Raw genomic sequence first — 25,165 nt, 5'->3', positions numbered from 1 at the left:
AAAACTTTAAAAATTCCTTTGTTTTCAATAAACAAGGGAGTTTTTTTTATTGAGTATACAGCTCTGAAATTTTAAATTCGAATATTTAGAGGTTATAAATATCAACAGAACTATGATGAAGAAATTATCTGCTGTTTTATTTTCCATGATTACCACTTCTTGTTTGCTGGTTGTTTTTGCAATTGCAATTGCCTATGCCACATTTATTGAGAACGATTATGGAACACAAACGGCTCAAATATTAATCTACGGTGCCACTTGGTTTGAAGTCCTGCTGGGCTTAACCGGAATAAACCTGATTGGGGGGATGTTCTACTACAAAGCTTTTAAGTTGAAAAGATGGAGCATGGTTTTGTTTCACCTTGCGTTCATTATTATGCTTGTCGGTGCGGGAATTACACGTTTTTATAGCTACGAAGGAAATATGCATATTCGTGAAGGAGAATCCAGTAATCAAGTAGTGACGACTCAATCCTATATCCAGCTGGAAGCTAAATCAAGTACCGGAGAGTCTGTAAATGAAGACTGGCCCGTATCGTTGTCTCCATATACCTATGCGGGTTTTGAAAAATCAGTTGACGTTGGTGATCAGGAATTGGAATTAGAGATAGTTGATTTTGTTCCTAATGGTGTTCAATCTGTTGTAGCCGACGAAACCGGTTTGCCCACTATCGAATTCATTGTGCTTGATAAAGGAGTCCGCAAGAATGTAACGTTGTCTCAAAGCGAATCAGCTTATTTCGACAATTTCACGGTTTCGTTTGAAGACGAAGTTCCTGGAACGTCCATTTTGATCAAAAGGTCAGGCCCCGAATTAGTGATTATCCCATCAGATACCTTGAAGGTTATTAAAATGACCGGCGAGTATGTTGAGCCTTTTCTACCTGGAAAAGAATATGCTTTGACGACCCAGAATATGTTTCAAGTGGGGGAGGATATGTTTGTCTTGCGTTCGTATCAGGCAAGAGGGCGCAAAGTATTGACAAGTGCCGAAGGAAATAATGGCGGTTCAATGTTGGATGGCGTACTGATGAATGTGAAAATGGGTGAGCAAAGTCATCAGGTTGTGGTCTTCGGGAAAAAGGGAACGGAGAGTGATCCAGTTATTGGTTCAATAAACGGGATTCAGTATAAAATTCAATACGGAGCTAAAATTATTGAGCTTCCTTTCGCTCTTAGGTTGAATGAATTTCAGCTGGAGAGGTACCCCGGATCAATGAGCCCTTCATCATTTGCCAGCGAAGTTACATTAGTCGATCGTTCGAATGACCTTGAAAAACCATTTCGTATCTACATGAATAATATTTTGGACTACGGTGGTTATCGCTTTTTTCAATCCTCGTATGACACCGACGAAAAGGGAACAGTGCTATCGGTTAGTTTCGACCGTTTGGGGACAATGGTGACTTATTTGGGGTACTTGTTGATGGCTATTGGGATGGTCTTTTCGTTCTTCAATAAGAAAAGTCGTTTCCAGTTCTTATTGAGAAGTGCTTCGAGAGTGAAGGAATTGAAGCGAAAACATCTCACACTTTTACTGCTATTATTTCTGTCGTTCCCTGTTTTTGTGGGAGCGCAAGCAGCAGATGTTAAAATCGATCAGAAACATGTTTCAGCATTTGATAAATTATTGGTTCAGGACCGTAAAGGGCGGATTGAACCAGTAAATACGCTGGCCTCGGAGGTATTAAGGAAACTGACACGGAAGAACTCCTACAGTGGCCTTTCTGCCACTGAAGTTTTTATGGGGATGAGTGCCATGCCTAATGCATGGAAAAATGAACCTCTAATTAAGGTTTCAAATTCAGAGCTTGCATCAAAATTGGGTGTAAAAGGGCCTTTTGCCAGTTTCAACCAACTGGTCGATTTGAGACAGGGAAGTTATAAGCTTCGAGCGTTAGTTGATGAGGCTTACCAAAAGCAACCCAATAGCAGGAACAAATTTGACAAAGAAGTTATTAATGTTGATGAACGTGTCAACATTTGTTTCCAGATATATAATGGAGGCTTTCTTCGGGTTTTTCCCGATCGGGATGACACGAATCAGACCTGGCTCACTGAAACAGACTATTATAAAGGGGCACGGGCGAACCCAGCAGCAGAAGATCTTCTGATGACCTCTTATTTAGGGAACCTTCAGGTTGGGATGCTGTCCGGAGATTTTACCGAAGCAACTAAATCGCTTCAGAAAATAGTCGATTTTCAACATGAACATGGTTCTGAACTGATCTTGCCAACCAGCAAAGTGAAATTGGAAATCTTGTACAATAACCTCAATATCTTTGGATGGCTATCAAAGGTCTGTGCTCTGTTGGGATTGGGTTTGCTCATCGTGCATTTGCTGGCTGTTTTTAGTCCCAAATTGAATTTGAAGGGCATTTTGGTTATCGGAAACTGGCTAGTCGTACTGGTTTTTGTATTGTATTCCTCCGGATTAGCCATTCGCTGGTATATTTCGGGTCATGCACCCTGGAGTAATTCATATGAGACTTTGCTTTATATTGGTTGGGCAACGTTATTATCAGGCTTTGTATTTTTGAAAAAGTCACAAATTACGCTGGCTGTTACGTCAATATTAACTGCGTTAATATTAATGGTTGCCGGTATGAGCTGGTTGAACCCTGAAATTACCAACCTCGTTCCTGTGCTTAAATCATATTGGTTGATCATTCACGTTGCAGTCATTACCGCTAGTTACGGATTTCTGGGAATCGCTGCTTTATTAGGGATGCTCAATCTGATTTTTATGACTTTTAGAACGAATAAGAATCGGATGAAAATATCATTTACAATTGTTGAGATAGCTATTGTGATCGAGTTGGCATTGATTGTGGGATTGGTTCTGCTTACTATTGGCGCCTTTATCGGTGGAGTATGGGCAAATGAATCTTGGGGACGCTACTGGGGATGGGATCCCAAAGAAACCTGGGCCTTAGTTACCATACTTGTTTATAGTTTTATTATCCACCTGCGTAAAGTTCCCGGACTGTATAGTCACTATGTTTTGAGTTTTCTGGCCCTAGTTGGTTTTAGTTCTGTACTGATGACTTTCTTTGGCGTGAACTATTATCTGTCGGGTATGCACTCGTATGCGCAAGGGGATCCACCACCGGTGCCATCTGGTATTTATATTGCCGTTGCCGTTATTCTAGTACTTGGAGTATTTGCCGCTATTTCAGAGAAGAAATATGGTCAAGCTGAGAAAGTGATAAATCTTGAAGAGTAAAAATTAGAGTAATTAAGAAAGATCGCTGATATTTTCAACATCCTGTTTTTTAGTATTTTATTAAACAGGATGTGTTTTTTCGGCAAAACGAGTCTGCTAAAAAACGATATTGATTCTATTATTAAGATAAAAATAATAATAGATAGACTATTGAACATTTTTTTTATTTTTCGGTAAAAAAATGGACATTTTTTCTTAGCTTTAATTGTTTGTAATAGTTTGTAAACAAAATATTTAGTGTTTCCTCTATCTTATTCGTTATGAATTATTATGAAATTCGTACTCTCGGGAAGTTAATTCTTCATAAAAGATTATGTATTTTTACTTTTGTAAAGTATAGATTTAATCGTTAAAAAAATTAGATGAATTAAGACAGAGAAGTGTTTTATTTGCTTGGCATTTGAAACATTTTTATACTTTTGCAGCGAAAATTATATGTTTAAGCAAAAAATGTTGAACCTAAAACATATCTAAATTTTGAGATTTTTGGAACAACAATTTTTAAGTTTGTATAACGAGAATTAAAATAAAATAAACAGGAGGAATAAAAAACTCCATTTAATTCTTATGTTGAAAAATCAAAATCGAATTAATATCTAAAAATTAGTTTATGAAAAAGAAGTTTTTACTAGTTGCGATAATTGCTTTCGCAAGTACTTGGGCTTATAGTCAAGATAGCTCTGACTTTGAAGCAAAGTTTAATAAATGGTCAATTGACGCGGGTGTAGGTTTAACAAAACCATACCGTAATTTCACTCCAGGGTATTGGTCTCCAACTCCAGGATTTTTAGCTACTGAAATTGGCGCTCGTTACATGATGAGTGAAACGTTCGGTATGAAACTTGGATTTGGTTATAACCAATTTCAAGAAGCTGATGAAAGCATGGATTTCAAAAGCAATTACTACCGTTTGGATTTAGAAGGAGTTCTTAATTTGGGACGTCTGATGAATTTTGAAACGTGGACTAACACACTTGGGTTACTCGCACACGGTGGTGTTGGTGTAGGCATGTTAGATTACAAGCGTACCGGATGGTCAGATGACTATGTTGGTAATGTTATGGGTGGTGTGACTGCTCAGGTAAAACTTTCAGACCGTATTGCACTGAACTTTGATGGAACAGCAATGGCAAATGTTCGTCAACAAGCTGGTTTCGATGGTGGACCTGGTAACAGCTATAATACAGGTATTGTTTTCAACGGAACTGTAGGTCTTTCAATCTATCTTGGTAAAAACAGTTCACATGCTGACTGGTACTTGAGAGATGATGCAAAATATCAAGTTTTGGATTCTAAAATTGCAGCATTGGATCAACGTGTGAAAACATTGGAAGATACTTCAGCTGCGAAATCAGACTTAGATAAAACTCAAGGCGATGTTGATCAGTTGAGTAAGGATGTTGATGCATTGAAAAATGCTCCTGCTCCTGATAACTATGATGACTTTGTTAAGAAATTGGTTAACGATGGTTACATCAGCGTTTATTTCGACTTTAATAGCACAAAAGTACAAGGTGCTTCTGCTAACTCTGTTAACTTCATGAAAGCTTACTTGTCGAAAAATACAAGTGCTAAAGTAGAAGTTCAAGGTTATGCTGACGAATTAGGTTCTGATGACTACAACCAAAAGTTATCTCAAAAACGTGCTGATGCAGTTGTTAAATTGTTGACTGAAGCTGGAATCGACGGTGCTCGTTTAAGTGCTGTTGGTAACGGTAAAGACACAAGTGTTGACAAGAGTTCAACTCAAGCTCGTCAATTAGCTAGAAGAGCTACTTTCATTGTTAAGTAATTTAATAAGCTATATAATATTGAAAAGCCTTGGTATTACCAAGGCTTTTTTTATGGAGTGAAATGGGGGTTGGTGTTCCAAAAAACAGCAGGAGACGGTCAGTCTGTTGTATTTAGACTTTATTGTCCGGCAATGACTGAGTGCATCGTGTGCGGGTCGAAATAGCGTTGAGCCAAACTTTGAATTACTTCCGGACTGATGTTTCTAATTGTCGTATAATAGCTATCGTAGAACGAATATTCCAAGCCAAAATCATGGAGGTTGCGAAAAGCTTGAGACAAAGAAAAAGGCCCATCAAAATCTCTTAGAAATTCGCCAATGAGGTATTGTTTTACCCGATCTAATTCCTCATTCGAAACAGCTTCTCTTTGGAGTTGCAATATTTCCCGCTCAATTTCGGAAAGAGTAGCCTGCTCATATTTTTTATCGACTTCAGTCGCAATGATTATATAACCAGCCTTATTTAGGCTTATAAAATGCGAACCGATGCCATAGGTGTATCCTTTGTCCTCCCGGATGTTCATCATCAGCCTGGAGCTAAAGTAGCCTCCCAAAATGGTCGTGAGAATCTGAAGCCCAAAATAATCTGGGTGATCTTTTGGAACCAGTAATTTCCCAACACGAATAGCTGATTGAATTGAATCTGCTTTGTTAATTCTGGTTAGTTGCTCTGTGCTACATTCCGGAGTATACAGTATTGGCTTTATGGCTGGGCCTTGCCAGTCGGACCCTCCAAAATGAGTGTTTAGGCTTTCAATAATTTCTGTTGAAAATTGTCCGGATAAGTGTATCTCGCAATTTTGCGCATGATAGTGCGCGTGGTAAAAATCAATAAAGTCGCTAAGCTGAACGGTATCAAAATCATTGGACGTCAGACCTAGGGTGTATGGATGCCCTTTCCCAAAAAGGACTTCAGAGAACTTTTTCTGGCAAACAATTTTGACTTTCTCAATTTCAAGGAGGAACCGTTGTTTTCGCCGGTTAATCAAGTTTTTGAATTCAGCTTCAGGGAAACATGAATTCTTAATCAAGTCTTCAATAACCGGAAGAAGTTTGCTAAGATGTTTTTCAAGGGTGATGATGCTTGCGGTACCATAATGATAATCTGCAGTGAGCTGAAAATATGCACCATGAAAGTCGAAAGTTTCTGCGATTTGAGCAGCGGAATAATTCAAGGAACCTTCCTGAAGCATTGCATTGGACAGAGAAGCCAAGAGTTGCTTGTCCTGCTGCCATATTCCTGCCTTGAAAACAAAGTCAATTTTACACACTTCCTGTTTTCCTGCCCGTAGCGCAAACACCGGTATTCCGTTGGTTAATTTGGATATTTGAGGTCGAATTAAATCCGGTTTTGATATTGGGTAAAGCTTGGGCGCTATTTTTCTGTTGATAGTCATTGGGCCAGGTAATTTAATTGGGAACATTTTTCAATTCTGAAGATTTTTTGAGCGGTTTGCTGAAGTTCCAGAGGCGAAATACTCCGATACCAATTCAGCTGATCGTTCATTATTTCGGCCTTGCCAATGTTTTCATAGGTTGCCAGTTCCTGGGCCATATTCATGTAGCCCATTTTCGCATATATATGGTTGGCTTCCAATTTATTTTTCACCTTTTCCAGTTCCAGCGCATTTACCGGCTCAAGCTTCATTTTCTCCAGTTCAGCCCAAATCGCGTTCTTTGCTTTTTCGATGCTGCAATCTTTTGCCAATTTGCCGGAAACAATGAATAAACCTGGATCATGGTCGCCGGAAATATAGGCGTCTAGCTCGACAAAGAGTTGCTGCTCTTTAACTAATTTGAGGTAGAGCCGCGATGAATTTCCACCGGAAAGGATATCCGAAATAAGGTCACAGACATAGTATTCACGAATCAGCCTGTCTCCCATGTGAAAGGCTAAATAAAGGACACTATCAGGCACAGGCCGCTCTACTGTGAGCTCTCTAAATTCAATTTGTTCAGGTTCAACCGGAAGCTTTTGTTTCCTGATTTCCCGTTTGGGAATGCTTCCGAACCATTTGTCGGCCAAATTGAGGCAATGATCTTTGTCGATGTTTCCACTTAGAACAAGGACTGCATTGTTGGGCGCGTAATATTGGTAAAAGAACTCTTTGACCTCGGTTAAGCTGGCGTCGGCGATGTGGCTGATTTCTTTACCGATGGTTGTCCATTGGTAGGGGTGTTCTTTATAGGCTAAGCCTCTCAATAAGGCCCAGGTGTCTCCGTATGGCTGATTGAGGTTGCGCTGTTTAAACTCTTCAATAACCACGTTTTTCTGCACGTTTAAACTCTTTTCAGAGAAGTCGAGTTCGAGCATCCGGTCAGACTCGAGCCAAAAGCCAGTTTCCAGGTTGTCCTTGGGTAAAGTCAGATAGTAGTTCGTCAGATCATTTGTGGTGTAAGCATTATTCTCACCACCTGCCAACTGCAGCGGAATATCGTAGTCCGGAATATTTTTCGATCCACCAAACATTAAGTGCTCGAATAAGTGTGCAAAACCGGTACGATTTGGGTTCTCATGTTTGGCACCAACGTGGTAACAAATGTCCATGGCTACCATTGGCGTGGAATAATCCGGGTAGAGAATAATGTCAAGGCCGTTTTCTAAACGGTGGCGTGAAAATTCAATCATATCGTTTAAAATGCAAATTTGGAGTCTTCAACAATTAACTGACGTGTTTGACTGTATTCTGCGATTAATTTTTTCATGATTTCTTCAACCGTTGGAATATCGTCAATGCAAGACGCAATTTGTCCGATTTCCAATTCTCCTTCATCTAAATCTCCTTCAAATATGCCTTTTTTAGATCGTCCGCGTCCCAGAAGAGTGCGAAGTTCTTCTTCTGAAGCACCACGTAATTCAGCTTCGTTTACCTGCTTGAAAAAGGCGTTTTTAATTAGTCGAACGGGTGCCAGCTTTTTTAGTGCCAGTTTTGTGTCGCCTTCGCCTAAACCGGTAACGATTTTTTTGAAGTTTTCGTGGGCTGAAGATTCCTGTGAGATAGCAAAACGGGACCCGATTTGAACCCCGTCAGCACCTAACGCCATTGCCGCCATCATTGCCTGACCGCTTCCAATGCCACCGGCCGCCATTAATGGGAGATCAGTGCTTTTTCGTACCGAAGGGATCAATGTCATCGTCGTAGTTTCGTCCCGGCCATTGTGGCCTCCGGCTTCAAATCCTTCAGCGACTATCGCATCGACTCCTGCATCCTCACATTTTTTTGAAAAGTAAGAGCTGGCAATCACATGTACGACTGTTATACCGCGCTGCTGCAACCACTTTGTCCATGCTTTTGGACTGCCAGCCGATGTAAATACAACCGGAACTTTCTCGGCTGCAATTATTTCCATAACGCATTCCAGTTCCGGATAAAAAAGCGGAACATTCACACCAAACGGTTTATCGGTTGCGTTTTTTGTTTTCTGAATATGTTCCTGCAGGGTTTCAGGGTGCATTGAGCCGGTACCCAATAGCCCCAGACCGCCATTGTTGCTGACTGCTGAAGCTAGTTTCCAACCGCTACACCAAACCATACCACCTTGAATAATCGGGTATTTAATCTGAAATAATTCAGTTATTTTGTTTTTTGAAGACATAATTTGAGCTGTTATTAATCTGAAATAGTATTACCGGTTGGCCTCTAAAAGGTGTTGTAGCTATTCGAAATCTTTGGATCTCAAGTGCAGATCACGCTGCGGGAATGGAATTTCTACTTTATTTTTCCTGAATCCATTATCAATCTCAAACCGCAAGTCACTTTTAATATTTTCAACCAGAAAGTCGTTAACGGTCCAAAAGTACAATTGAAAGTCGAGTGATGATTCCCCAAAATCGTTAAAGCGGACAAATGGCTTGGGGATCTTAACTATTTGGTCATGTTTCGAAGCTGTTTCAAGTAAGATTTTTTCAACCAATCTTACATCTGAGCCATAGGCAACACCGACATTTACGTGAAAACGAGTGGCTTCTTTATTGTGTGTCCAATTGATTACCTTTTCAGTGGTGAAGCGAGAGTTTGGGACGATGAAGATCACATTGTCGCGAGTCAAAACCTTTGAAAAACGAAGGCCGATGGTTAGTACTCTTCCGATGGTGCCTTCAACTTCAACAATGTCATCCACTTTAATCGACCCATCGAAAAGAATAATAATACCGGAAAAGAAATCATTGAAAATATGCTGCAGACCGAATCCTACACCAATTAACAGGGCTGAAATACTGGCGATCACGAAGGTCATGTTCAGCCCAAGCGAACTCGCAATAATGGAAAAGCCCAGAATCCAGATAAGGTATTTGAGAATTTGAATGAGCGATTTTCCTCTTCCCCGATCCATTTTGTGGTTGTCAATTCTACTGTTCATCCAATATTCGGCACCGAATGTAAATATCCTCGTGAGATAAATAATTATCAGTGCAATCAGGATATTCAGTACCCGAATTGAATAGTTTTCATTGGCATAGATGACATGACCAAATAATTGGTGGTAGTTGATTTTCAGAACATCGAGAATAGCAGCTAATGAACTGAGGTAGAACAAAACTCTTATGCCTTGTTTGACGAGTCTGATAAATTTTTTGGGGAACGAGTGCTTTTCACCGAATCTTCGTACAAAGCGGGTCAGGAAGATTGTAATAATTGCCGCTGAAATCAAAATGGAGGTAACCACAACCAACTGAAATAAGTTGATTTCAAGACCATCGGTATGAAAAACGATCAATTCTTTCATGTTTAATCAAAATCGTCGTTATGCGGGTGAATGACCTGTTCTAATATTTTTGAAAGCTCCGCCAATGAAATATTCACATGAATATGACCGGCTCGGGCAACAGAGATCTTTCCTTTTTCTTCGGAAACAATAATGGCCACAGCATCTGTTTCTTCTGTGATACCTACAGCAGCCCGGTGTCGTAATCCCAGATTGGGATCAATATCCCTTTTTGAAGTAACCGGCAAAATACACCGGGCGGCAACAACACGGTTGCCAATAATAATAACAGCACCATCGTGAAGCGGGGTGTTTTTGAAAAATATAGTTTCGAGTAAAGCGTCGGAAATGCGAGCATTGATCTTTTCACCGGTTCGCACATATTCGCGTAACTCCGATTTTTGAGCAATCACAATTAATGCTCCGGTTTTGGTGCGTGCCATGTTTTCACAGGCTTTCACCAACATTTTTAGTTGTTGGTTGGATGCCGATCTTATTTTATCGGAGGCGAAGAGCTTTTCCATTCCAAACAGCTTGTTTACCTGGTTGTTGCTCCCAATGAGCAACAAAAAGCGTCTGATTTCCTGCTGGAAGACAACGATAAGCGCTAATACACCGACACCTAAAAATTGTCCCATCAAAGTGTCCAAAAGCTCCATGTTCAGGGCGCGAATCAGTAACCAGAACAGGTAAACAACAAAAAGTCCGATGAAAATATTGAACGCAACCGTTCCCTTGATGAGCAAGTAGAGTTGGTACAAGAGAAATGCGACCAACAAAATGTCGAGAATATCTAGAAAACGGATGGTAATGAAAAGATTCATTTATTTGGCCACTTCTTTAAGTTTTTTGAAAAGCTTAACGGAATGAACAGCTTCTTTTACGTCGTGTACGCGTAAAATGTCAGCACCACCCAATAAAGCCATCGTGTTTGCAGCAATGGTTGCCGGAAGACTATCTTCGGGGGTAATCTCCAACATTTTGTGAAGCATCGATTTTCGACTTACACCAACTAAAACCGGTAATTGGAATACTTTGAAAGCATCCAGGCGGTTCAGTAAATCATAATTGTCGTCAATGTTTTTCCCAAATCCGAAACCGGGATCCAGAATTACATCTTTCACACCGGCCTTCGTCAGTTTCCGAACCTTGTCCGAAAAGTATTTCGAAATGTCTTTGATTATATCGTCGTAATGTGGTGTCTCATGCATATTCGTCTGGTTACCGTGAATATGCATTAAAATATACGGAACTCCCAGCTTGGCAATCGTGTCGAACATGTGCTCGTCGAATGAACCACCTGAAATGTCATTCACAATACACTCGCCAATTTCATCAATTACACGCAGCGCAACCCAGGAACGATAGGTGTCAATTGACATTGGGATTTCAGGGAATCTTTTTCTTATTTCGGTAACAGCAGGTAGCAAACGGGTCAATTCTTCTTTTGTTGAAATATTTTCAGCTCCCGGACGTGTAGATACCGCACCGACGTCAATAATGTCCGCACCTTCTTCCACCATTTGTTCCGCTCGGGCAATAACAGCATCTGTCGATGTATATTTGCCGCCATCGAAAAAAGAGTCAGGGCTAACATTCAAGATACCCATTACTACAGGATTCGTTAAGTCCAATAGTTTGCCATTCAGCGTGATGGAACTTTTGCGTTTAAAAAACTTGCTGGCAGAACTAGTAATCAACATAAATCATTTCGATTTGAGAAGTTATACAATGCGTCATACAAATGTAAAAATATGCCGTCAAAATACGCATTTAATTCCTATTTTTATGGCTTTGCAGCGGCTGAAAAAGAATGGGCTTAACAACTGGTTACTTTGGAATTCAATCGGAAAACATCATTACCCATTCGAATTTCAATCGTTCAATCGATAGTAAATAAATTCTTGTTGAATAAGTATAATGGAGAAAACAATTCAGGAGTATAGCCATGTCATTGGCATTTGTGAGGATATCTTCACAAAAAAAATGAAAGATTACGGAACTGCCTGGCGTATTTTAAGGCCGAGTTCACTAACCGATCAGATTTTTATTAAAGCGCAGCGAATCCGAAGTATCGAAATGAAAGGGGAGATGAAGGTGGATGAAGGTGCCCGTTCTGAATATATCGGTATCATTAACTACTGTATCATGGCTTTAATTCAGTTGGAAAAAGGAATCTCGGAACAAGATGATTTGACTCCTGAGGAAACATTGAATCTTTATAAAACCTATTTTATTCAGGCTCGCGACCTGATGTTGAATAAAAATCACGATTACGATGAAGCCTGGCGTTTTATGCGAATCAGCTCAATTACAGATTTGATTTTGATGAAAATAAAGCGGACAAAGCAGATTGAAGACAATGCCGGGAGAACAATCATTTCAGAAGGGATTGATGCGAATTATCTGGACATGATCAATTATGCTGTTTTTGCGTTAATAAAGCTGGAGTTTCCATCGTAGAGAAGTTCATAAACAACAGGCAACTAAATTTTAAAAATTCATAAGTCAAAAATGAAGTATATCTGGCATGTTTCGAGGGTTCTTTTGGGATTGGTTTTCATCTTTTCAGGATTCGTAAAGGGAATCGATCCGCTTGGTTCAGCTTACAAATTTACCGATTACTTTCAGGCATGGGGAATGGATTCCTTCGTTGGCATGTCGCTTCCGATGGGGATACTGTTATCTGTAACCGAGTTTGTTATTGGTATTGCGCTGGTGACAAATGTCTTTAGCATACTATTCGGATGGCTTTCATTGGCTTTTATGAGTTTCTTCACGGTAATAACACTCGTTGTTGCGTTCAATAATCCCGTGACTGATTGCGGTTGTTTTGGCGACGCGTTGAAATTGACCAATTGGCAAACCTTTTATAAAAACATTTTTCTCTTAGCATTGGCAATTGTCATTGTCGTGTACCGAAAGAAATATGGTCCGCAGTACGTGTCTCTTATTTCGGCGGTTATGTCTGGTGCTACGGTTTTTGTTTTTGCCTATTTAATTGATTACTCATACAAACATCTGCCGATTATTGATTTTCGACCTTACAAGATCGGAGTAAACATTCCGGAAGGAATGCTTATGCCGGCAGGGGCTGCAAAGGACGAATACGCGAATGTTTTTGTTTATGAAAACTTGAAGTCGGGGAAACAAATAGAGTTCACTGAGAAGAATTATCCCTGGCAGGATACGCTGAACTGGAAATTTGTTTCCATGGACACTGAACTGATCAGTAAAGGCTATGAACAGCCGATTCATAATTTTACCATCGAAACACAGGATGGAGAGGATATTAAGGATTTTTTTCTGTACGACGACACCTATACTTTTGTCTTTGTTTCAACCGATTTGGATGAAGCCGACTGGTCGTCTGAAGAGCGGGTGAAGCTTTTGAGCGAGTATGCTGAAGGTCATGGGATCCACTTTATAGGCTTGACGGCTGCAACTTTGGATCAGGCTAATGAGGTCGCCGAAGAAAAAGAGCTTCCTTTTGAGTTCTTTAATACGGACGAAATTACTCTAAAAACGATGATTCGATCCAATCCCGGACTAATCTTGCTGAAAAAGGGTACCATTATGGATAAATGGCATTTCAACGATATTCCAACAGTGGATGAATTTGAACGTCAATTGGCCTATTTTAAACTTCTTGGAGTCGAATAAGTTTGTTACGATGATAGATGAAGGAACCGGTTTTTGACGAAGCCGGTTTTTTTATGCCAAAAAATCCCCCGCCGGATGTAAGGTGAAAGGAAGGATTTCGGCGGGGGAATTAAATTAATAAAGCTTAAAGGTAACTAATCTGCGAATTATTAGAGAGTGATGGCACCGAAATTGTCGAAGATTGGATGGTTCTACTGGAGAAAATAGTCGACATTCGATTCAATTAAAAACCGATTAGTTAAATTGCATGTCCGACAACAACTGAATTATGATTGAGTAGAATACATTACATTACTCATTTGTACAATAAGAAAACCAAATATCAAACTATGAAAAAACTAGTCATCCTGCTGGGCGTACTTTTGTCATTTTTGGCCGTAAAGGCTGAGGTTAAACTAGCCCGTATTTTTAGCTCCAATATGGTGTTGCAAAAAGGCCTGGAGAATCCTGTTTGGGGAAGGGCTGATAAGAACGAAAAAATTACCGTCTTGTTTGCCGGCGCCGTAATTGAAACGAAGGCTTCACGCAATGGGAATTGGAGCGTTAAGCTTCCACCAATGGATTATGGTGGTCCTTACACGCTCATTGTCGAAGGATCAAATACGCTCCGATTGACGAATATACAAATTGGTGAAGTTTGGGTTTGCAGTGGCCAGTCAAACATGGAGTTTACAGTTGATCGGGCAATAAACGCTGAAAAGGAAATTGCAGAAGCTAATTACCCCAAAATCCGCATGTTCACAGTGCCCCAAAAGGTAGCTACTGAGCCACAGTCTGATCTGGATCGCGGAACGTGGGAAGTCTGTTCACCTGAGACTGTTCCTCATTTCTCAGCGGTTGGCTATTTCTTTGCCCGTAGTTTGTTTCAGGATTTGGATGTTCCCATTGGTGTGATTCATACCTCGTGGGGAGGAACCGTTGCAGAAACCTGGATGAGCCTGGAGATGATGAAAAAGGAACCTGATTTCAAAGATCTTTTGTCGGAGCTGAAAAAGTTTGATATGTCGAATTTTGAGGAGATGAGAAGAAAGCAGATGGAGGAAGTGTTGGGCAGTCCTTTAACTCAAAAGGATAATGGGCTGGTAGATGGGAAGGCTATTTTTGCAGCTGTTGATTTCGATGACTCTTCGTGGAATACAATCCAAGCGCCTGAGCTTTGGGAAGGGCAAGGATATGCTAATATTGATGGAATTGCCTGGTATCGTAAAACAATCGAACTGACCAAGGAGCAAGCTTCGGCAAAGGGCAGTATTTCATTAGCACAGATTGACGACAATGACCAAACCTGGATCAACGGTGTACTTGTTGGCGGAACGAACCAATATGATGCTCATCGGGTGTATCAAATACCGGCTGATGTACTGAAAGAAGGTCGAAATACAATAGCCATTCGGGTAGTCGACACCGGAGGTGGTGGTGGAATTTTCGGAAATGAAGGCGAAATGTTTCTGCTTCTTGGTGACGAAAAAGTTGATTTGAGTGGTGCGTGGAAGTTCAAAATATCGGAAGTTAGTACGAGTGCAACAACGCTTGGGCCGAATGATTACCCGACGCTGCTATACAATGGAATGCTTAACCCCATCATTCCATACGGCATAAAAGGAGCCATTTGGTACCAGGGAGAGTCGAACGCCGATCGTGCTTTTCAATACAGAAAGCTGTTTAAAGACCTGATTACCGATTGGCGTAGTCAGTGGGATTTGGGTGAATTCCCATTTTGCTGGGTACAATTGGCAAACTTTATGGCAGCCGATGAACAGCCATCGGAAAGTGCCTGGGCAGAATTACGTGAATCTCAAGCAATGGCTTTGGAATTGCCCAAGACTGGTCAGGCTTTAGCAATCGACATTGGCGAAGCCGGCGATATTCACCCTACGAATAAACAGGATGTGGGAAAACGTTTGGCGTTGAATGCGCTGAAGATAGCTTACGAAAAGGATGTCGTGAATTCGGGACCGATGTATGAGTCGATGGAAGTGAAAGGCAATAAGGTTTATCTGCATTTTAAGGAAACCGGAAGTGGTTTGCAGGTGAAGGACAAATATGGTTATGTGAATGCGTTTGCTGTGGCCGGCGACGATCAACAGTTTCATTGGGCCAAGGGCGAGCTTGTTGATCAGACGACAGTCGTTGTATCTTCGGCTGATGTTGAAAAGCCCGTGGCAGTTCGTTTTGCCTGGGGAAATAACCCGGACGACCTGAATCTGTACAACAAGGAAGGTCTTCCGGCCGTTCCGTTTCGTACAGACAACTGGAAAGGTGTGACCGAATAGCGTTCGGATAAATGATACGATAAGCCTTGTTCTTTACGGACAAGGCTTTTTTATTTGTTTTCCTGTAACAGATAAGAAAATTAAATACTTATTTTTAAACAAAGCATTGATTAAATGGCGAATCCGTTATTGTTTTCGTATGGTACCCTTTCCGATCCGGAATATATTCAATTGCTTCTTCGGCGATTGCCGGGTTACCGCGTTGCTGAATTGGAGGGCTATGGCTTGTACACGCATCCGGCGAACGGCTACCTGTTTGTAAAGCCGGAAAAGGGCAAAAGCGTAAAAGGACAGCTGTTCGAGCTGAGTTGGAGCGAATTGGAGTTGATAGATTACTGGGAGGACGTTCCGCTTTACCAAAGGGAATTGATGACGGTGAGAACGCCGGATGGCAAATGGATCGAAACTTTTGTTTATACGCAGCCGGCTACAGCGGGAATCGCATCGGAGAGCGCGCCCGAAAAGAACCGGCAGGAGATTCTGAATGATATCGAAGACTTCCTGGAATCGATGCGACGAGGTGGATTTTTCAAATAAAACAACATTCAAAACCAAAAATTAAACCGATGAAAACTTACCTGATTCTTGGAGCGGCAGTCCTTATGCTGTCTGCTTGTCAACCCAAAGCACAACATTCTGATTGGCGCGGAGACTCGCGCAATGGAGAATATTCCGAAAGTAATTTATTAAAAAGCTGGCCGGAGGACGGTCCCCAATTGATCTGGGAAGCAGATAGTATCGGAAACGGTTACAGCAGTCCTGCCGTGAGCAACCAGTTTGTTTACACCACCGGCGAAGCCGACAGTACCGGCTACTTGTTTAAGTACGATCTGGAAGGACGTGAGCTGTGGAAAGTTGCTTACGGAAAAGAATGGACCAAAAATTTTCCCGGACCGCGCGGTACACCGGTCGTTTACGGGCAGAATCTGTACCTCTGTTCCGGAATGGGGGAGTTATTTTGTTTCGATACCAAAAGCGGAGAAAAACGGTGGAGCAAAGATCTGCAAACCGAATTCGGGGGAGTTATTCCTCGTTTCGGGTACTCACAAAGCCCGCTGGTTAACGACGACCAACTGGTTATCGTTCCGGGTGGGCCTGAGCACAATGTTGTTGCTTTGAACCGTCATACCGGTGAGTTGATTTGGTCGTGTAAGGCATTTGGCGAGTGGCCTGCCTACAATTCGGCCGAGTTCATTCAAACCGGAGACGAGCAACTGGTGAGTGTTTTTACGGCGTACCATTTATTGGGTATCGATTGGAAGACCGGTGAATTATTGTGGTCGCACGAGCAAACGAATACAAAGCCTGAAGAACGGGAGCAAGGAAATGGCGATACGCACGGTAACTCGCCTGTGTTTGCCAACGGTCAGCTATACTACAGTGCCGGCGACGGCAATGGCGGCGTTGATTTGCAGCTGTCGGCTGATGGTAAATCGATATCGGAAAAGTGGCAAAACCCCGCTTTCGATAGTTATATGACCGGTTTTGTCGTGGCCAACAACCGGCTCTACGGCGCCGGGCACCGCAAGCAACAGTTACTGGCGATTGATTGCTCGAACGGGGAAGTGACCGACAGCCTGAAGACCGGACGTGGTATCACAATTTTGGCTGACGGTATGATCTATTTTTATGCCGACAAAGGCGAATTGTCCTTGATCGATGCCAGCGAAAGCCAGTTGAAAAAGGTGAGTTCCTTCAAATTGAAAAAAGGAACAAAAGAACATTTTGCGCACCCGGTTATCCGCGATGGCGTGTTGTACGTTCGGCACGGAAATTACCTGGGGGCTTATTCCATTAAGGCTGAAGGATAAATTTTGGAGTGGAAACCTTCGCTGTCGTTTTGTAGCGGCGAAATGGATGCAGCCCTTGTGCGAAGCTTCCCTGTTGCGATTTTCGGTGTTCTGTTGCTGCAAATTTCGCCCTGTAGCCTGATGAGCCAGTCCTGTAGGAAAAAAGGCGTCCCTGTTACTTTTTTGCTAACCCTGTTAGCAGGATGACTCGCCCTGTTATCTTTTTACTAATCCTGTTAGTACGGCAGCCCTCCCTGTTCAACAGGGCGGCTTTAGAAGTAACAGGGAGCTCTTCACCTTTAACAGGGAACCCTGACCGGGTAACAGGACGGCTCATTTTTTAACAGGGACGGCTTTCAACCCAACAGGGCGACTAATTCAACCGACAGGGCCAAAAAATTTTTAACAGGACGGCTGCCCGGACGACAGGACAAAAAAAAAACCTTCCCGGAAAGGAAGGTTTTCTGACTTATACTTGTTCGAACGTATTATTTCGTTTGTTCCAATTGAAGTGTAACAGTTGGACGGTCACAAACTTCAGTTGGTCCCCAGTACTGGATTGGGCCAGGATATAAATAGCTGGTTTCAATAGCCCATTTTTCGCGGTTTGAAACCAAAAATTTGAAAGGAGCGCCATCCAATTCAACCAGTGCCTTTTGGATTACTGGTTTCATGTGTCCGTGACGTTTTTCCATGTTCATCATCATGGTTACAGGAACACCACCGGCGATCCATTCGTCAGCAGGTGCTGTTGTATTACGTACACTTGACATGTAACCTGTTTTACCTGCTCCAATCAGTACTGAAGCTGTAAAACCTAATGAATAGCAATAGTCGGCATCAAAGTTTGATGGAGCAGCACAACGACCTTCGTACCCGAAGAAGTGGTATTGAGTTCCGAACTTACCTTTGAATTCGCCGGCAGCTTTCATTTCTGTTAAACGGGTTTTAACCATTTCACCCAATAGCTTTTCAGTTTCGATCAGTGATACCTGAACGTTTCCGTGTGGGTCACGATCCAATGTCAACTGGTCAGCAATAACAGCAGGTAGTGATTGGTATACTTTTGCAGATTCAGCAGAAAGGATTCCGGCAACGAAAGCACGGCCTTCAGCTTTGTCTGCAAAGGATTTGAATTTTGCTTCAGTTTCAGAACCTTCAGCCAACAAGTCGTTTAACTCGGCAATCAGGGCTTTCATTTCCGGAACGAATTCAACCAAGCCTTCAGGGATCAGGGCAACACCAAAGTTTTCGCCATTGGCAGCACGTTTGGCGATGATTGCAGCCATGTAATCAACAATTTCACCCAAAGTTTGCTTCTTCTCAGCAACTTCTTCCGAAATCAAGGTGATGTTTGGCTGTGTTTGCAAGGCAGCTTCTAAACCAATGTGTGACGCAGAACGTCCCATCAGTTTGATAAAGTGCCAGTATTTTTTGGCAGAATTCGCATCGCGTTGGATGTTTCCTATCAACTCTGAATAAACTTTAACAGCTGTGTCGAACCCGAAGGAAGTTTCGATCATTTCGTTTTTAAGGTCACCATCAATTGTTTTCGGGCAACCAACAACTTGAACACCTGCATTTTTTGCGGCATAATATTCAGCTAAAACACAAGCGTTGGTGTTACTGTCGTCTCCACCAATGATCACAAGCGCTTTAATGTCCAATTCTTTCAGAATTTCCAACCCTTTGTCGAATTGTGCTTCTTCTTCCAGTTTCGTACGGCCCGATCCAATGATATCGAAACCACCGGTGTTACGGAATCCTTCCAGGTAATCAGCGGTAATTTCCATGTATTTGTGATCAACCAATCCTCCGGGACCACCAAGGAAACCATACAATTTGCTTTCAGGATTCAATTTTTTAATTCCATCAAATATCCCTGAAATAACATTGTGCCCACCGGGAGCTTGGCCACCGGAAAGAATTACACCAACATTGACAGCCGGAAAATTAGCAGCTTCACTTGCTCCTTCCAAAGAAAGGAGAGGCATACCGTAAGTATTTGGGAATAGTTGTTTGATTTCTGCCTGATCGGCAACTGATTCAGTTGCGGCACCGTCGACGATCTTTACAGCACCTTTTAAAGATTTAGGAAGTTTAGGCTGATATTGAGCCCTAGCTTTTTGTAATGCGCTAATGGTCATTTGTTTTGAATTTTAGGAAAGAATTACTTTTTTCTGAAAAATTTTCACCAAAAATAATCTAAAAAGATCGGATTTGGTACGCCATAAAAGCAGTAATCTTCGATTTAAAGTTAATTTAAACAGATCTGATTTTTGCAAGCTTGCATTAGAGCAGTTTCAGCTAGTTTGATGAATTAAAAAAGCCCCGGAATACGGAGCTCTATATTTATAATGAGATAAATAAAATTTGCTATCGGTTAGTACCGCTTTTTCGAGCCTTAATAGTTGAAGGTTCTTCTTTCAGATTACCCCAGAAGTTAATCTTAATAGTTCTGGAAGTTGAGCTTGCTTCTTCAATGGCAATGCGTTCTTCAATTCGTTTCATGCGAAAATAGATGCCGCCAACACAAGCGAAGCTGAGCCCTAACAGGAGTGAAAAACCAATTGTGATGTTGGTATATTTTTGAACTGTTAAAGCCATTAACGTAAACATTACGGTGTAAGCAATAAAGAATCCACTAGCCTGAATGTGTGTTAATCCGGATTTAATTAGCAAATGGTGCAGGTGGTTCATGTCCGGTGCAAATGGCGACCGTTTATTTTTGATCCGAATGGTAAAGACCCTTAAGGTATCGGTGATTGGTACAATGAATAATCCTAAGATAAAAAGAGGTGCGTAGTTGATATAGAATTCGTTGTAGGTTACATAGTTAAGCTCGTTGAACTTGATCGCGATGGTTGCCAGAAATGTACCTAAAATCAAAGAGCCGGTATCGCCCATAAACACTTTATTGTCACCACCCCAAAGGTTGAATCTTAGAAAAGCCAACAGGCTTCCGCTCAGAGCAAAACAGGCAGTGCCGTAATCAGCGTGGCCGGTAAAGTAGAACCAGATTCCAAAGCAAAAAGATAACATCAACGATATGCCAGCTGCTAATCCATCAATACCGTCAATTAAGTTGACAGCATTCATAATGAATAGGATAAACAATACAGAAACTGGTATACTGATCCAGTCGCTAACTTGAATAAGCCCAGCTAAACCATAAAAATTTGAGATTTTGTAATTTCCTAAAACAACCAGAATTAAGGCCGCAAGTATTTGAACCATTAATTTTTTCTTCGCTGACAGAATTAGGATGTCATCTTTTATTCCAATGAAGAACATCATGATAAGAGCTGCAAACAAATAGCGAAATCCAAAGCCGGCATCACCCTGCATAAAAATCAGTGAGCTTAAAACCAGCCCAAGAAAGATACCGACACCTCCAAGTGTTGGTACAACCACCTTATTTAACTTTCGGTGGTCAGGTACATCAAACAAATGCTTTGCATGTGAAATTTGCACAATAGAAGGGATGGCCACATAGGCCAATAAGAAGCTAGTGAGGAGGTTTAGTACAATGGTAATATTCATCAGGATAGTTAGTTTTTGTTCAAATATAAATGATTAAGTTAACGGATAGTTTAACACAATATTAATAATTACATTTATTTGATGAACGAGCAGTTTTGAGGGGTTTTTGATGCTTCTGAGACTACGAGCGAATTTTGCAGGGCATCTACTAACTAGAATATTCAGCCATAAGATGAATGCTTATTATTTCATTTTAGACTTAAAAGTTACTGGTTGAATGTGAATCATTGTTCACTTTTGTCTGGAATTAGATATGAAATGCCTTGTTTTGTATGACGTTCCTTTTGTGAACTTTAAAAAAGTCTTGGATAATCCTCCAAGGTAAAATATTTCATCTGTATTTTTACAACATTTAAAATTCTACAAATAATGTTTCTAATATCGATCGAATATAAAGTTCCTTTTGAAGAAGTTGAACCCCATTTAGCATCACACATTCAGTTTGTAAAACGCTATTATGATGACCGGAAGTTTTTGCTTACCGGAAAGAAAGTACCTCGGACGGGAGGGATTATTTTGGCAGACGTCGAGAATCACGACGTGTTAATGGGAATACTGGAAGAAGATCCGTTTCTGGAATATGAATTAGCAGACTTTGATGTGACCGAAATTCAGGTCAGTCAGGTTTCACAGTTGTTGATTAAGTCTTGATGAGTAGTAATACCACCAAAAAAAATGGAACTGCATGCGGTGCAATTCCATTTTCGTATAATTTGAAAAGTTGAGCTTATTCTGCAACGTAGCTGTCTACACCGCTTGTTACAGCTTGGCGGTCAACTTTTTTGATCAATCCTTGTAATACTTTACCGGGGCCAATTTCGGTAAATGAAGTAGCACCGTCTTTTAACATGTTTTCAACAGTTTGAGTCCATTTTACCGGAGCCGTTAACTGAGCGATCAGGTTTTCTTTAATCACTGCAGGATCAGAAACTGGTTGGGCATTCACGTTTTGGAACACTGGACAAATAGGAGTGTTGATTGTAGTTGCCTCGATAGCAGCAGCCAATTCTTCGCGGGCCGGCTCCATCAAGGGTGAGTGGAAAGCACCACCAACAACAAGTTTCAATGCTCGTTTCGCACCTTTTTCAGTCAGTAGTTCGCAAGCTTTGTCAATACCTTCAACGCTTCCTGAAATTACTAATTGTCCGGGGCAGTTATAGTTTGCCGGAACAACAACGGCATCAACTGAAGAACAAACTTCTTCTACAGTGGCATCGTCCAAACCAACAATTGCAGCCATCGTTGAAGGTTGCGATTCGCAGGCTTTTTGCATTGCCATTGCACGTTGATAAACCAATTTCAATCCATCTTCGAAAGTTAACGCGCCATTGGCTACCAAGGCCGAGAATTCTCCCAGTGAGTGACCGGCAACCATTTCAGGTTGAAATTCCTTCAATGTTTTCGCTAAAATAACTGAATGCAGGAAAATAGCCGGCTGGGTTACTTTTGTTTGTTTTAAATCGTCAACGGTTCCTTCGAACATGATTTCAGTGATATTGAAACCAAGAATTTCGTTGGCTTTATCAAATAATTCTTTGGCCAGAGGAGAGTTTTCGTAAAGGTCTTTTCCCATTCCGGGGAATTGTGCCCCCTGACCGGGGAATACAAATGCTTTCATAATGAAATGTTTAAGATTTTTTTCAGCGCACAAAGATAGATTATTTTTCGTCCTATGCTTTCTTTGATGGCTATTGATTGCTGAATTCAATCCTAATTTTGGTTGTTAAATCGACTATTGGACAAACATGTTCCAACTTTCGCTAATGTTGAGGTTCAATGTCGATATCTTACCAGCCATCCGATTTTTATTCTGGACTGGTAGCCAAGGTAGCGACCATGACTGCTTTAATGGTATGCATCCTATTTTCGGCTTCATCAAAAACAATGGAGGCCTCACTTTCGAATACATCATCGGTCACTTCTAGCGCAGAGATACCGTATTTGAAGAAGATTTCTTCCCCGACTTTTGTTGCCTTGTTATGAAATGCCGGGAGGCAATGCAGAAATTTCACATTCGGATTTCCCGTTAGTTTTAATACTTGTTTGTTAACCTGGTATGGCTTCAGTAGCTTGATTCGCTCTTCCCAAACATTTTCCGGCTCGCCCATTGAGACCCAAACATCGGTATAGAGAAAATCACAACCAAGAACCGCCTCTGAAAGATCATCCGTAACAGAAATTTTGGCACCGGTATGTTGAGCAATTTCCTGGCATGTTTTTACCAATTCCGGGTTCGGTTGGCAGCTGGCCGGGGCTGCAATACGAAAGTCGATTCCCATTTTGGCGGAACCAACCATCAGAGAATTGCCCATATTGTATCGGGCATCGCCCAAATAACAAAGTTTCATTTCAGAGAGAGACTTGATGGAATGCTCCTTCATCGTTAAAAAATCGGCTAACACCTGTGTGGGATGATATTCGTTTGTTAAGCCGTTCCAAACGGGTACTCCGGCGTATTTTGCAAGTTCTTCGACAATTTCCTGACCAAATCCACGATATTCAATTCCGTCATACATTCGACCTAAAACGCGGGCGGTATCTTTCATCGACTCCTTGTGCCCGATTTGTGTGCCCGTAGGTCCTAAATAGGTTACATGTGCCCCTTGATCAAAGGCAGCTACTTCAAATGCACAGCGGGTCCGGGTTGATGTTTTTTCAAATATTAAAGCAATGTTTTTCCCTTTTAGTTCCTGTTGCTCAACGCCTTTTTGCTTTTGCCCTTTCAATTTGCCAGCCAGTTGAATCAAGTATTCAATTTCTTGTGGGGTGAAGTCTAACAACTTTAAAAAGTGTCTGTTCGTTAAATTAATTGTCATTTTCTGCGGGTGTGTTTATGATTCGTATTCCATGGTTATTTTTGATCCGAAGGACTTATCTGCCAGTTTCCGGGCCTCCGTAATAATGCTTTTTTGACCGCCTCTTTCCAAAAAGTTTAAGCAAGCTTTGATTTTAGGAGCCATACTTCCTTCTTCAAAGGTACCCTTTTCAAGATGCGTTGTAGTATCTGCATAATTTAAAAATTCAAGTTTTTCCTGTGTTGAAAGCCCAAAATCTTTAAATACGTAGGGTACGTCAGTCAAAATATAGAATTCATCAGCGCCAATTTCTGCTGCTAACAGCGACGAAGTCATGTCTTTATCGATAACCGCATCGACAGTTCTCAAATATCCCTTTTTATCGTAGTAAACCGGTATCCCTCCTCCTCCTCCTGTAATAACGATGTTCCCTGCTTTCGCGAGCAATTCAATCACATCTTTATTCAAAATATCTATTGGGGAAGGAGAGGGAACTACTCGACGCCAACCACCTTTGTTTTTTCCGGTAGGTTTGAACTGCCAGTTTTTTTCAGTCTGTAACCTTTCTGCTTCGTCTTGGCTATAAATTTTGCCGATTCGTTTGGTCGGGTTTTTCAGTGCTTCATCCAAAGGATCGACTGTAACCATTCCGATCATTGAGATAATGTGTCTGGAAATCTGGTGGCGGTTCAAAACATTTCGCAATATGCGCTCAATCATATAGCCAATTCCTCCCTGGGAATCTGCCACGCAAATATCCAGCGGCATTGGTGCAATCTGGTATAATATTTCACCAGCATCGTTACGCATCAAAATGTTGCCGACCTGGGGACCATTGCCATGTGTGATGACCAGGTTGTACCCTTCGTTCAGGAGATACACTACATTTTCAAGGGTTTCAGTAGTGTTTGCTTCCTGCTCTTCAATTGTTCCGGTTTCATCGTTCCGAAGAAGCGCATTTCCTCCAAGTGCAATAACGGCTAGCTTTTTCATAGGCAAATAGGGAGCTTACTCAGTTAATAAACTCAACCTTCGTTGTAATTCGGGGAGTTTATAAACAAACTTACGGATTGTATATTTTCAAAAAACTGCCTTTTGTTGCTGTTTTTGTGTCAAATCTACTGCTCTAAAACAGATTTGTACAGGTCACGGAGGCTGTGGGCCGTTATAAAGAGCAACTTTCCCGGCGATTATTTGATCTGATGATTTTAACGACCGTTTTATAACATGAATTTATTTTCAAGACATTGATGTTAATAAAACTTCCCGTTTTAATCTTTTTTAGTTGACAGCCCAAACAAGATAATCGGTCTAAAATTCGTTAACTTTGCAAGCAATTTTACAAAATCTCATGGCAAAAAAGAGTAAGACAAAAA

19 protein-coding genes are annotated in these 25,165 nt (G+C 41.3%); 8 read left to right on the top strand and 11 right to left on the bottom strand.

What is annotated here, in order from left to right:
- Positions 1 to 112 precede the first annotated feature (112 nt).
- Together ccsA and GJV22_RS12885 are read left to right on the top strand one after the other, a co-directional pair.
- On the top strand, positions 113 to 3,226 hold the full coding sequence (ccsA, locus tag GJV22_RS12890) for a cytochrome c biogenesis protein CcsA (RefSeq protein WP_205461859.1): 3,114 nt from the start codon (positions 113 to 115) through the stop codon (positions 3,224 to 3,226).
- A 610-nt stretch (positions 3,227 to 3,836) separates the two neighbouring features.
- Complete coding sequence (locus tag GJV22_RS12885; protein ID WP_163714034.1) at positions 3,837 to 5,018, top strand: OmpA family protein; 1,182 nt, start codon at positions 3,837 to 3,839, stop codon at positions 5,016 to 5,018.
- Positions 5,019 to 5,137: 119 nt separating this feature from the next.
- Here GJV22_RS12885 and GJV22_RS12880 read toward each other — a convergent pair whose 3' ends face one another.
- The 6 genes from GJV22_RS12880 to folP are packed head-to-tail and all read right to left on the bottom strand — an operon-like array spanning position 5,138 to position 11,428.
- Complete coding sequence (locus tag GJV22_RS12880; RefSeq protein WP_163714032.1) at positions 5,138 to 6,415, bottom strand: M16 family metallopeptidase; 1,278 nt, start codon at positions 6,413 to 6,415, stop codon at positions 5,138 to 5,140.
- Positions 6,412 to 7,647: a M16 family metallopeptidase gene (locus tag GJV22_RS12875; RefSeq protein ID WP_163714030.1), complete on the bottom strand. Its 1,236-nt coding sequence runs from the start codon at positions 7,645 to 7,647 to the stop codon at positions 6,412 to 6,414. The genes GJV22_RS12880 and GJV22_RS12875 overlap by 4 nt, the downstream gene beginning before the upstream one ends.
- 5 nt (positions 7,648 to 7,652) lie before the next feature.
- On the bottom strand, positions 7,653 to 8,615 hold the full coding sequence (locus GJV22_RS12870; RefSeq protein ID WP_163714027.1) for an NAD(P)H-dependent flavin oxidoreductase: 963 nt from the start codon (positions 8,613 to 8,615) through the stop codon (positions 7,653 to 7,655).
- Positions 8,616 to 8,675: 60 nt separating this feature from the next.
- Entirely contained in the window at positions 8,676 to 9,746 is a 1,071-nt protein-coding gene (locus tag GJV22_RS12865; RefSeq protein WP_163714024.1) for a mechanosensitive ion channel family protein, read from the bottom strand.
- 2 nt (positions 9,747 to 9,748) lie between these two features.
- Positions 9,749 to 10,549, bottom strand: a complete 801-nt coding sequence (gene cdaA / locus GJV22_RS12860; protein WP_163714019.1) for a diadenylate cyclase CdaA — start codon at positions 10,547 to 10,549, stop codon at positions 9,749 to 9,751.
- Entirely contained in the window at positions 10,550 to 11,428 is an 879-nt protein-coding gene (gene folP, locus GJV22_RS12855) for a dihydropteroate synthase (protein WP_163714017.1), read from the bottom strand.
- Between the two features lie 217 nt (positions 11,429 to 11,645).
- Here folP and GJV22_RS12850 point away from each other — a divergent pair, with 217 nt between their 5' ends.
- The 5 genes from GJV22_RS12850 (at position 11,646) to GJV22_RS12830 (ending at position 17,472) form a co-directional block, all read left to right on the top strand.
- Entirely contained in the window at positions 11,646 to 12,188 is a 543-nt protein-coding gene (locus GJV22_RS12850) for a DUF1599 domain-containing protein (RefSeq protein ID WP_163714014.1), read from the top strand.
- Between the two features lie 51 nt (positions 12,189 to 12,239).
- The gene (locus tag GJV22_RS12845; protein WP_163714011.1) at positions 12,240 to 13,388 is read left to right on the top strand and encodes a BT_3928 family protein; all 1,149 of its coding nucleotides are present in this window, start codon (positions 12,240 to 12,242) and stop codon (positions 13,386 to 13,388) included.
- A 329-nt stretch (positions 13,389 to 13,717) separates the two neighbouring features.
- Positions 13,718 to 15,661 (top strand): sialate O-acetylesterase, encoded by a 1,944-nt coding sequence (locus GJV22_RS12840; protein WP_163714009.1) that lies wholly within the window; start codon positions 13,718 to 13,720, stop codon positions 15,659 to 15,661.
- A 114-nt stretch (positions 15,662 to 15,775) separates the two neighbouring features.
- The gene (locus GJV22_RS12835; protein ID WP_163714006.1) at positions 15,776 to 16,198 is read left to right on the top strand and encodes a gamma-glutamylcyclotransferase family protein; all 423 of its coding nucleotides are present in this window, start codon (positions 15,776 to 15,778) and stop codon (positions 16,196 to 16,198) included.
- Between the two features lie 29 nt (positions 16,199 to 16,227).
- Entirely contained in the window at positions 16,228 to 17,472 is a 1,245-nt protein-coding gene (locus tag GJV22_RS12830) for a PQQ-binding-like beta-propeller repeat protein (RefSeq protein WP_163714003.1), read from the top strand.
- 467 nt (positions 17,473 to 17,939) lie between these two features.
- On the opposite strand, the gene GJV22_RS12825 is transcribed toward GJV22_RS12830, so the two are convergent.
- Positions 17,940 to 19,598: a diphosphate--fructose-6-phosphate 1-phosphotransferase gene (locus GJV22_RS12825; RefSeq protein WP_163714000.1), complete on the bottom strand. Its 1,659-nt coding sequence runs from the start codon at positions 19,596 to 19,598 to the stop codon at positions 17,940 to 17,942.
- A gap of 229 nt (positions 19,599 to 19,827) precedes the next feature.
- On the bottom strand, positions 19,828 to 20,994 hold the full coding sequence (locus GJV22_RS12820; RefSeq protein WP_163713996.1) for a glycosyltransferase family 4 protein: 1,167 nt from the start codon (positions 20,992 to 20,994) through the stop codon (positions 19,828 to 19,830).
- A 369-nt stretch (positions 20,995 to 21,363) separates the two neighbouring features.
- Between GJV22_RS12820 and GJV22_RS12815 the strand changes: the two genes are divergently transcribed.
- Positions 21,364 to 21,645: a YciI family protein gene (locus GJV22_RS12815; protein WP_163713994.1), complete on the top strand. Its 282-nt coding sequence runs from the start codon at positions 21,364 to 21,366 to the stop codon at positions 21,643 to 21,645.
- A 76-nt stretch (positions 21,646 to 21,721) separates the two neighbouring features.
- Here the strand turns inward: GJV22_RS12815 and fabD are convergent, their stop codons facing one another.
- The 3 genes from fabD to GJV22_RS12800 all read right to left on the bottom strand — a co-directional run bounded on the left by fabD (position 21,722) and on the right by GJV22_RS12800 (position 24,782).
- Entirely contained in the window at positions 21,722 to 22,612 is an 891-nt protein-coding gene (gene fabD, locus GJV22_RS12810) for an ACP S-malonyltransferase (protein ID WP_163713991.1), read from the bottom strand.
- 187 nt (positions 22,613 to 22,799) lie between these two features.
- Positions 22,800 to 23,810, bottom strand: coding sequence for an ornithine carbamoyltransferase (argF, locus tag GJV22_RS12805; protein ID WP_163713987.1), 1,011 nt, complete (start codon positions 23,808 to 23,810; stop codon positions 22,800 to 22,802).
- 15 nt (positions 23,811 to 23,825) lie between these two features.
- Positions 23,826 to 24,782, bottom strand: coding sequence for a carbamate kinase (locus GJV22_RS12800; RefSeq protein ID WP_163713984.1), 957 nt, complete (start codon positions 24,780 to 24,782; stop codon positions 23,826 to 23,828).
- Between the last annotated feature and the right edge of the window lie 383 nt (positions 24,783 to 25,165).

This window comes from Mangrovibacterium lignilyticum, assembly GCF_010882175.1.
Lineage (GTDB): Bacteria > Bacteroidota > Bacteroidia > Bacteroidales > Prolixibacteraceae > Mangrovibacterium > Mangrovibacterium lignilyticum.
Note: the sequence above shows the minus strand (reverse complement) of the source record. Positions and strands in the feature narration are given on the sequence as shown.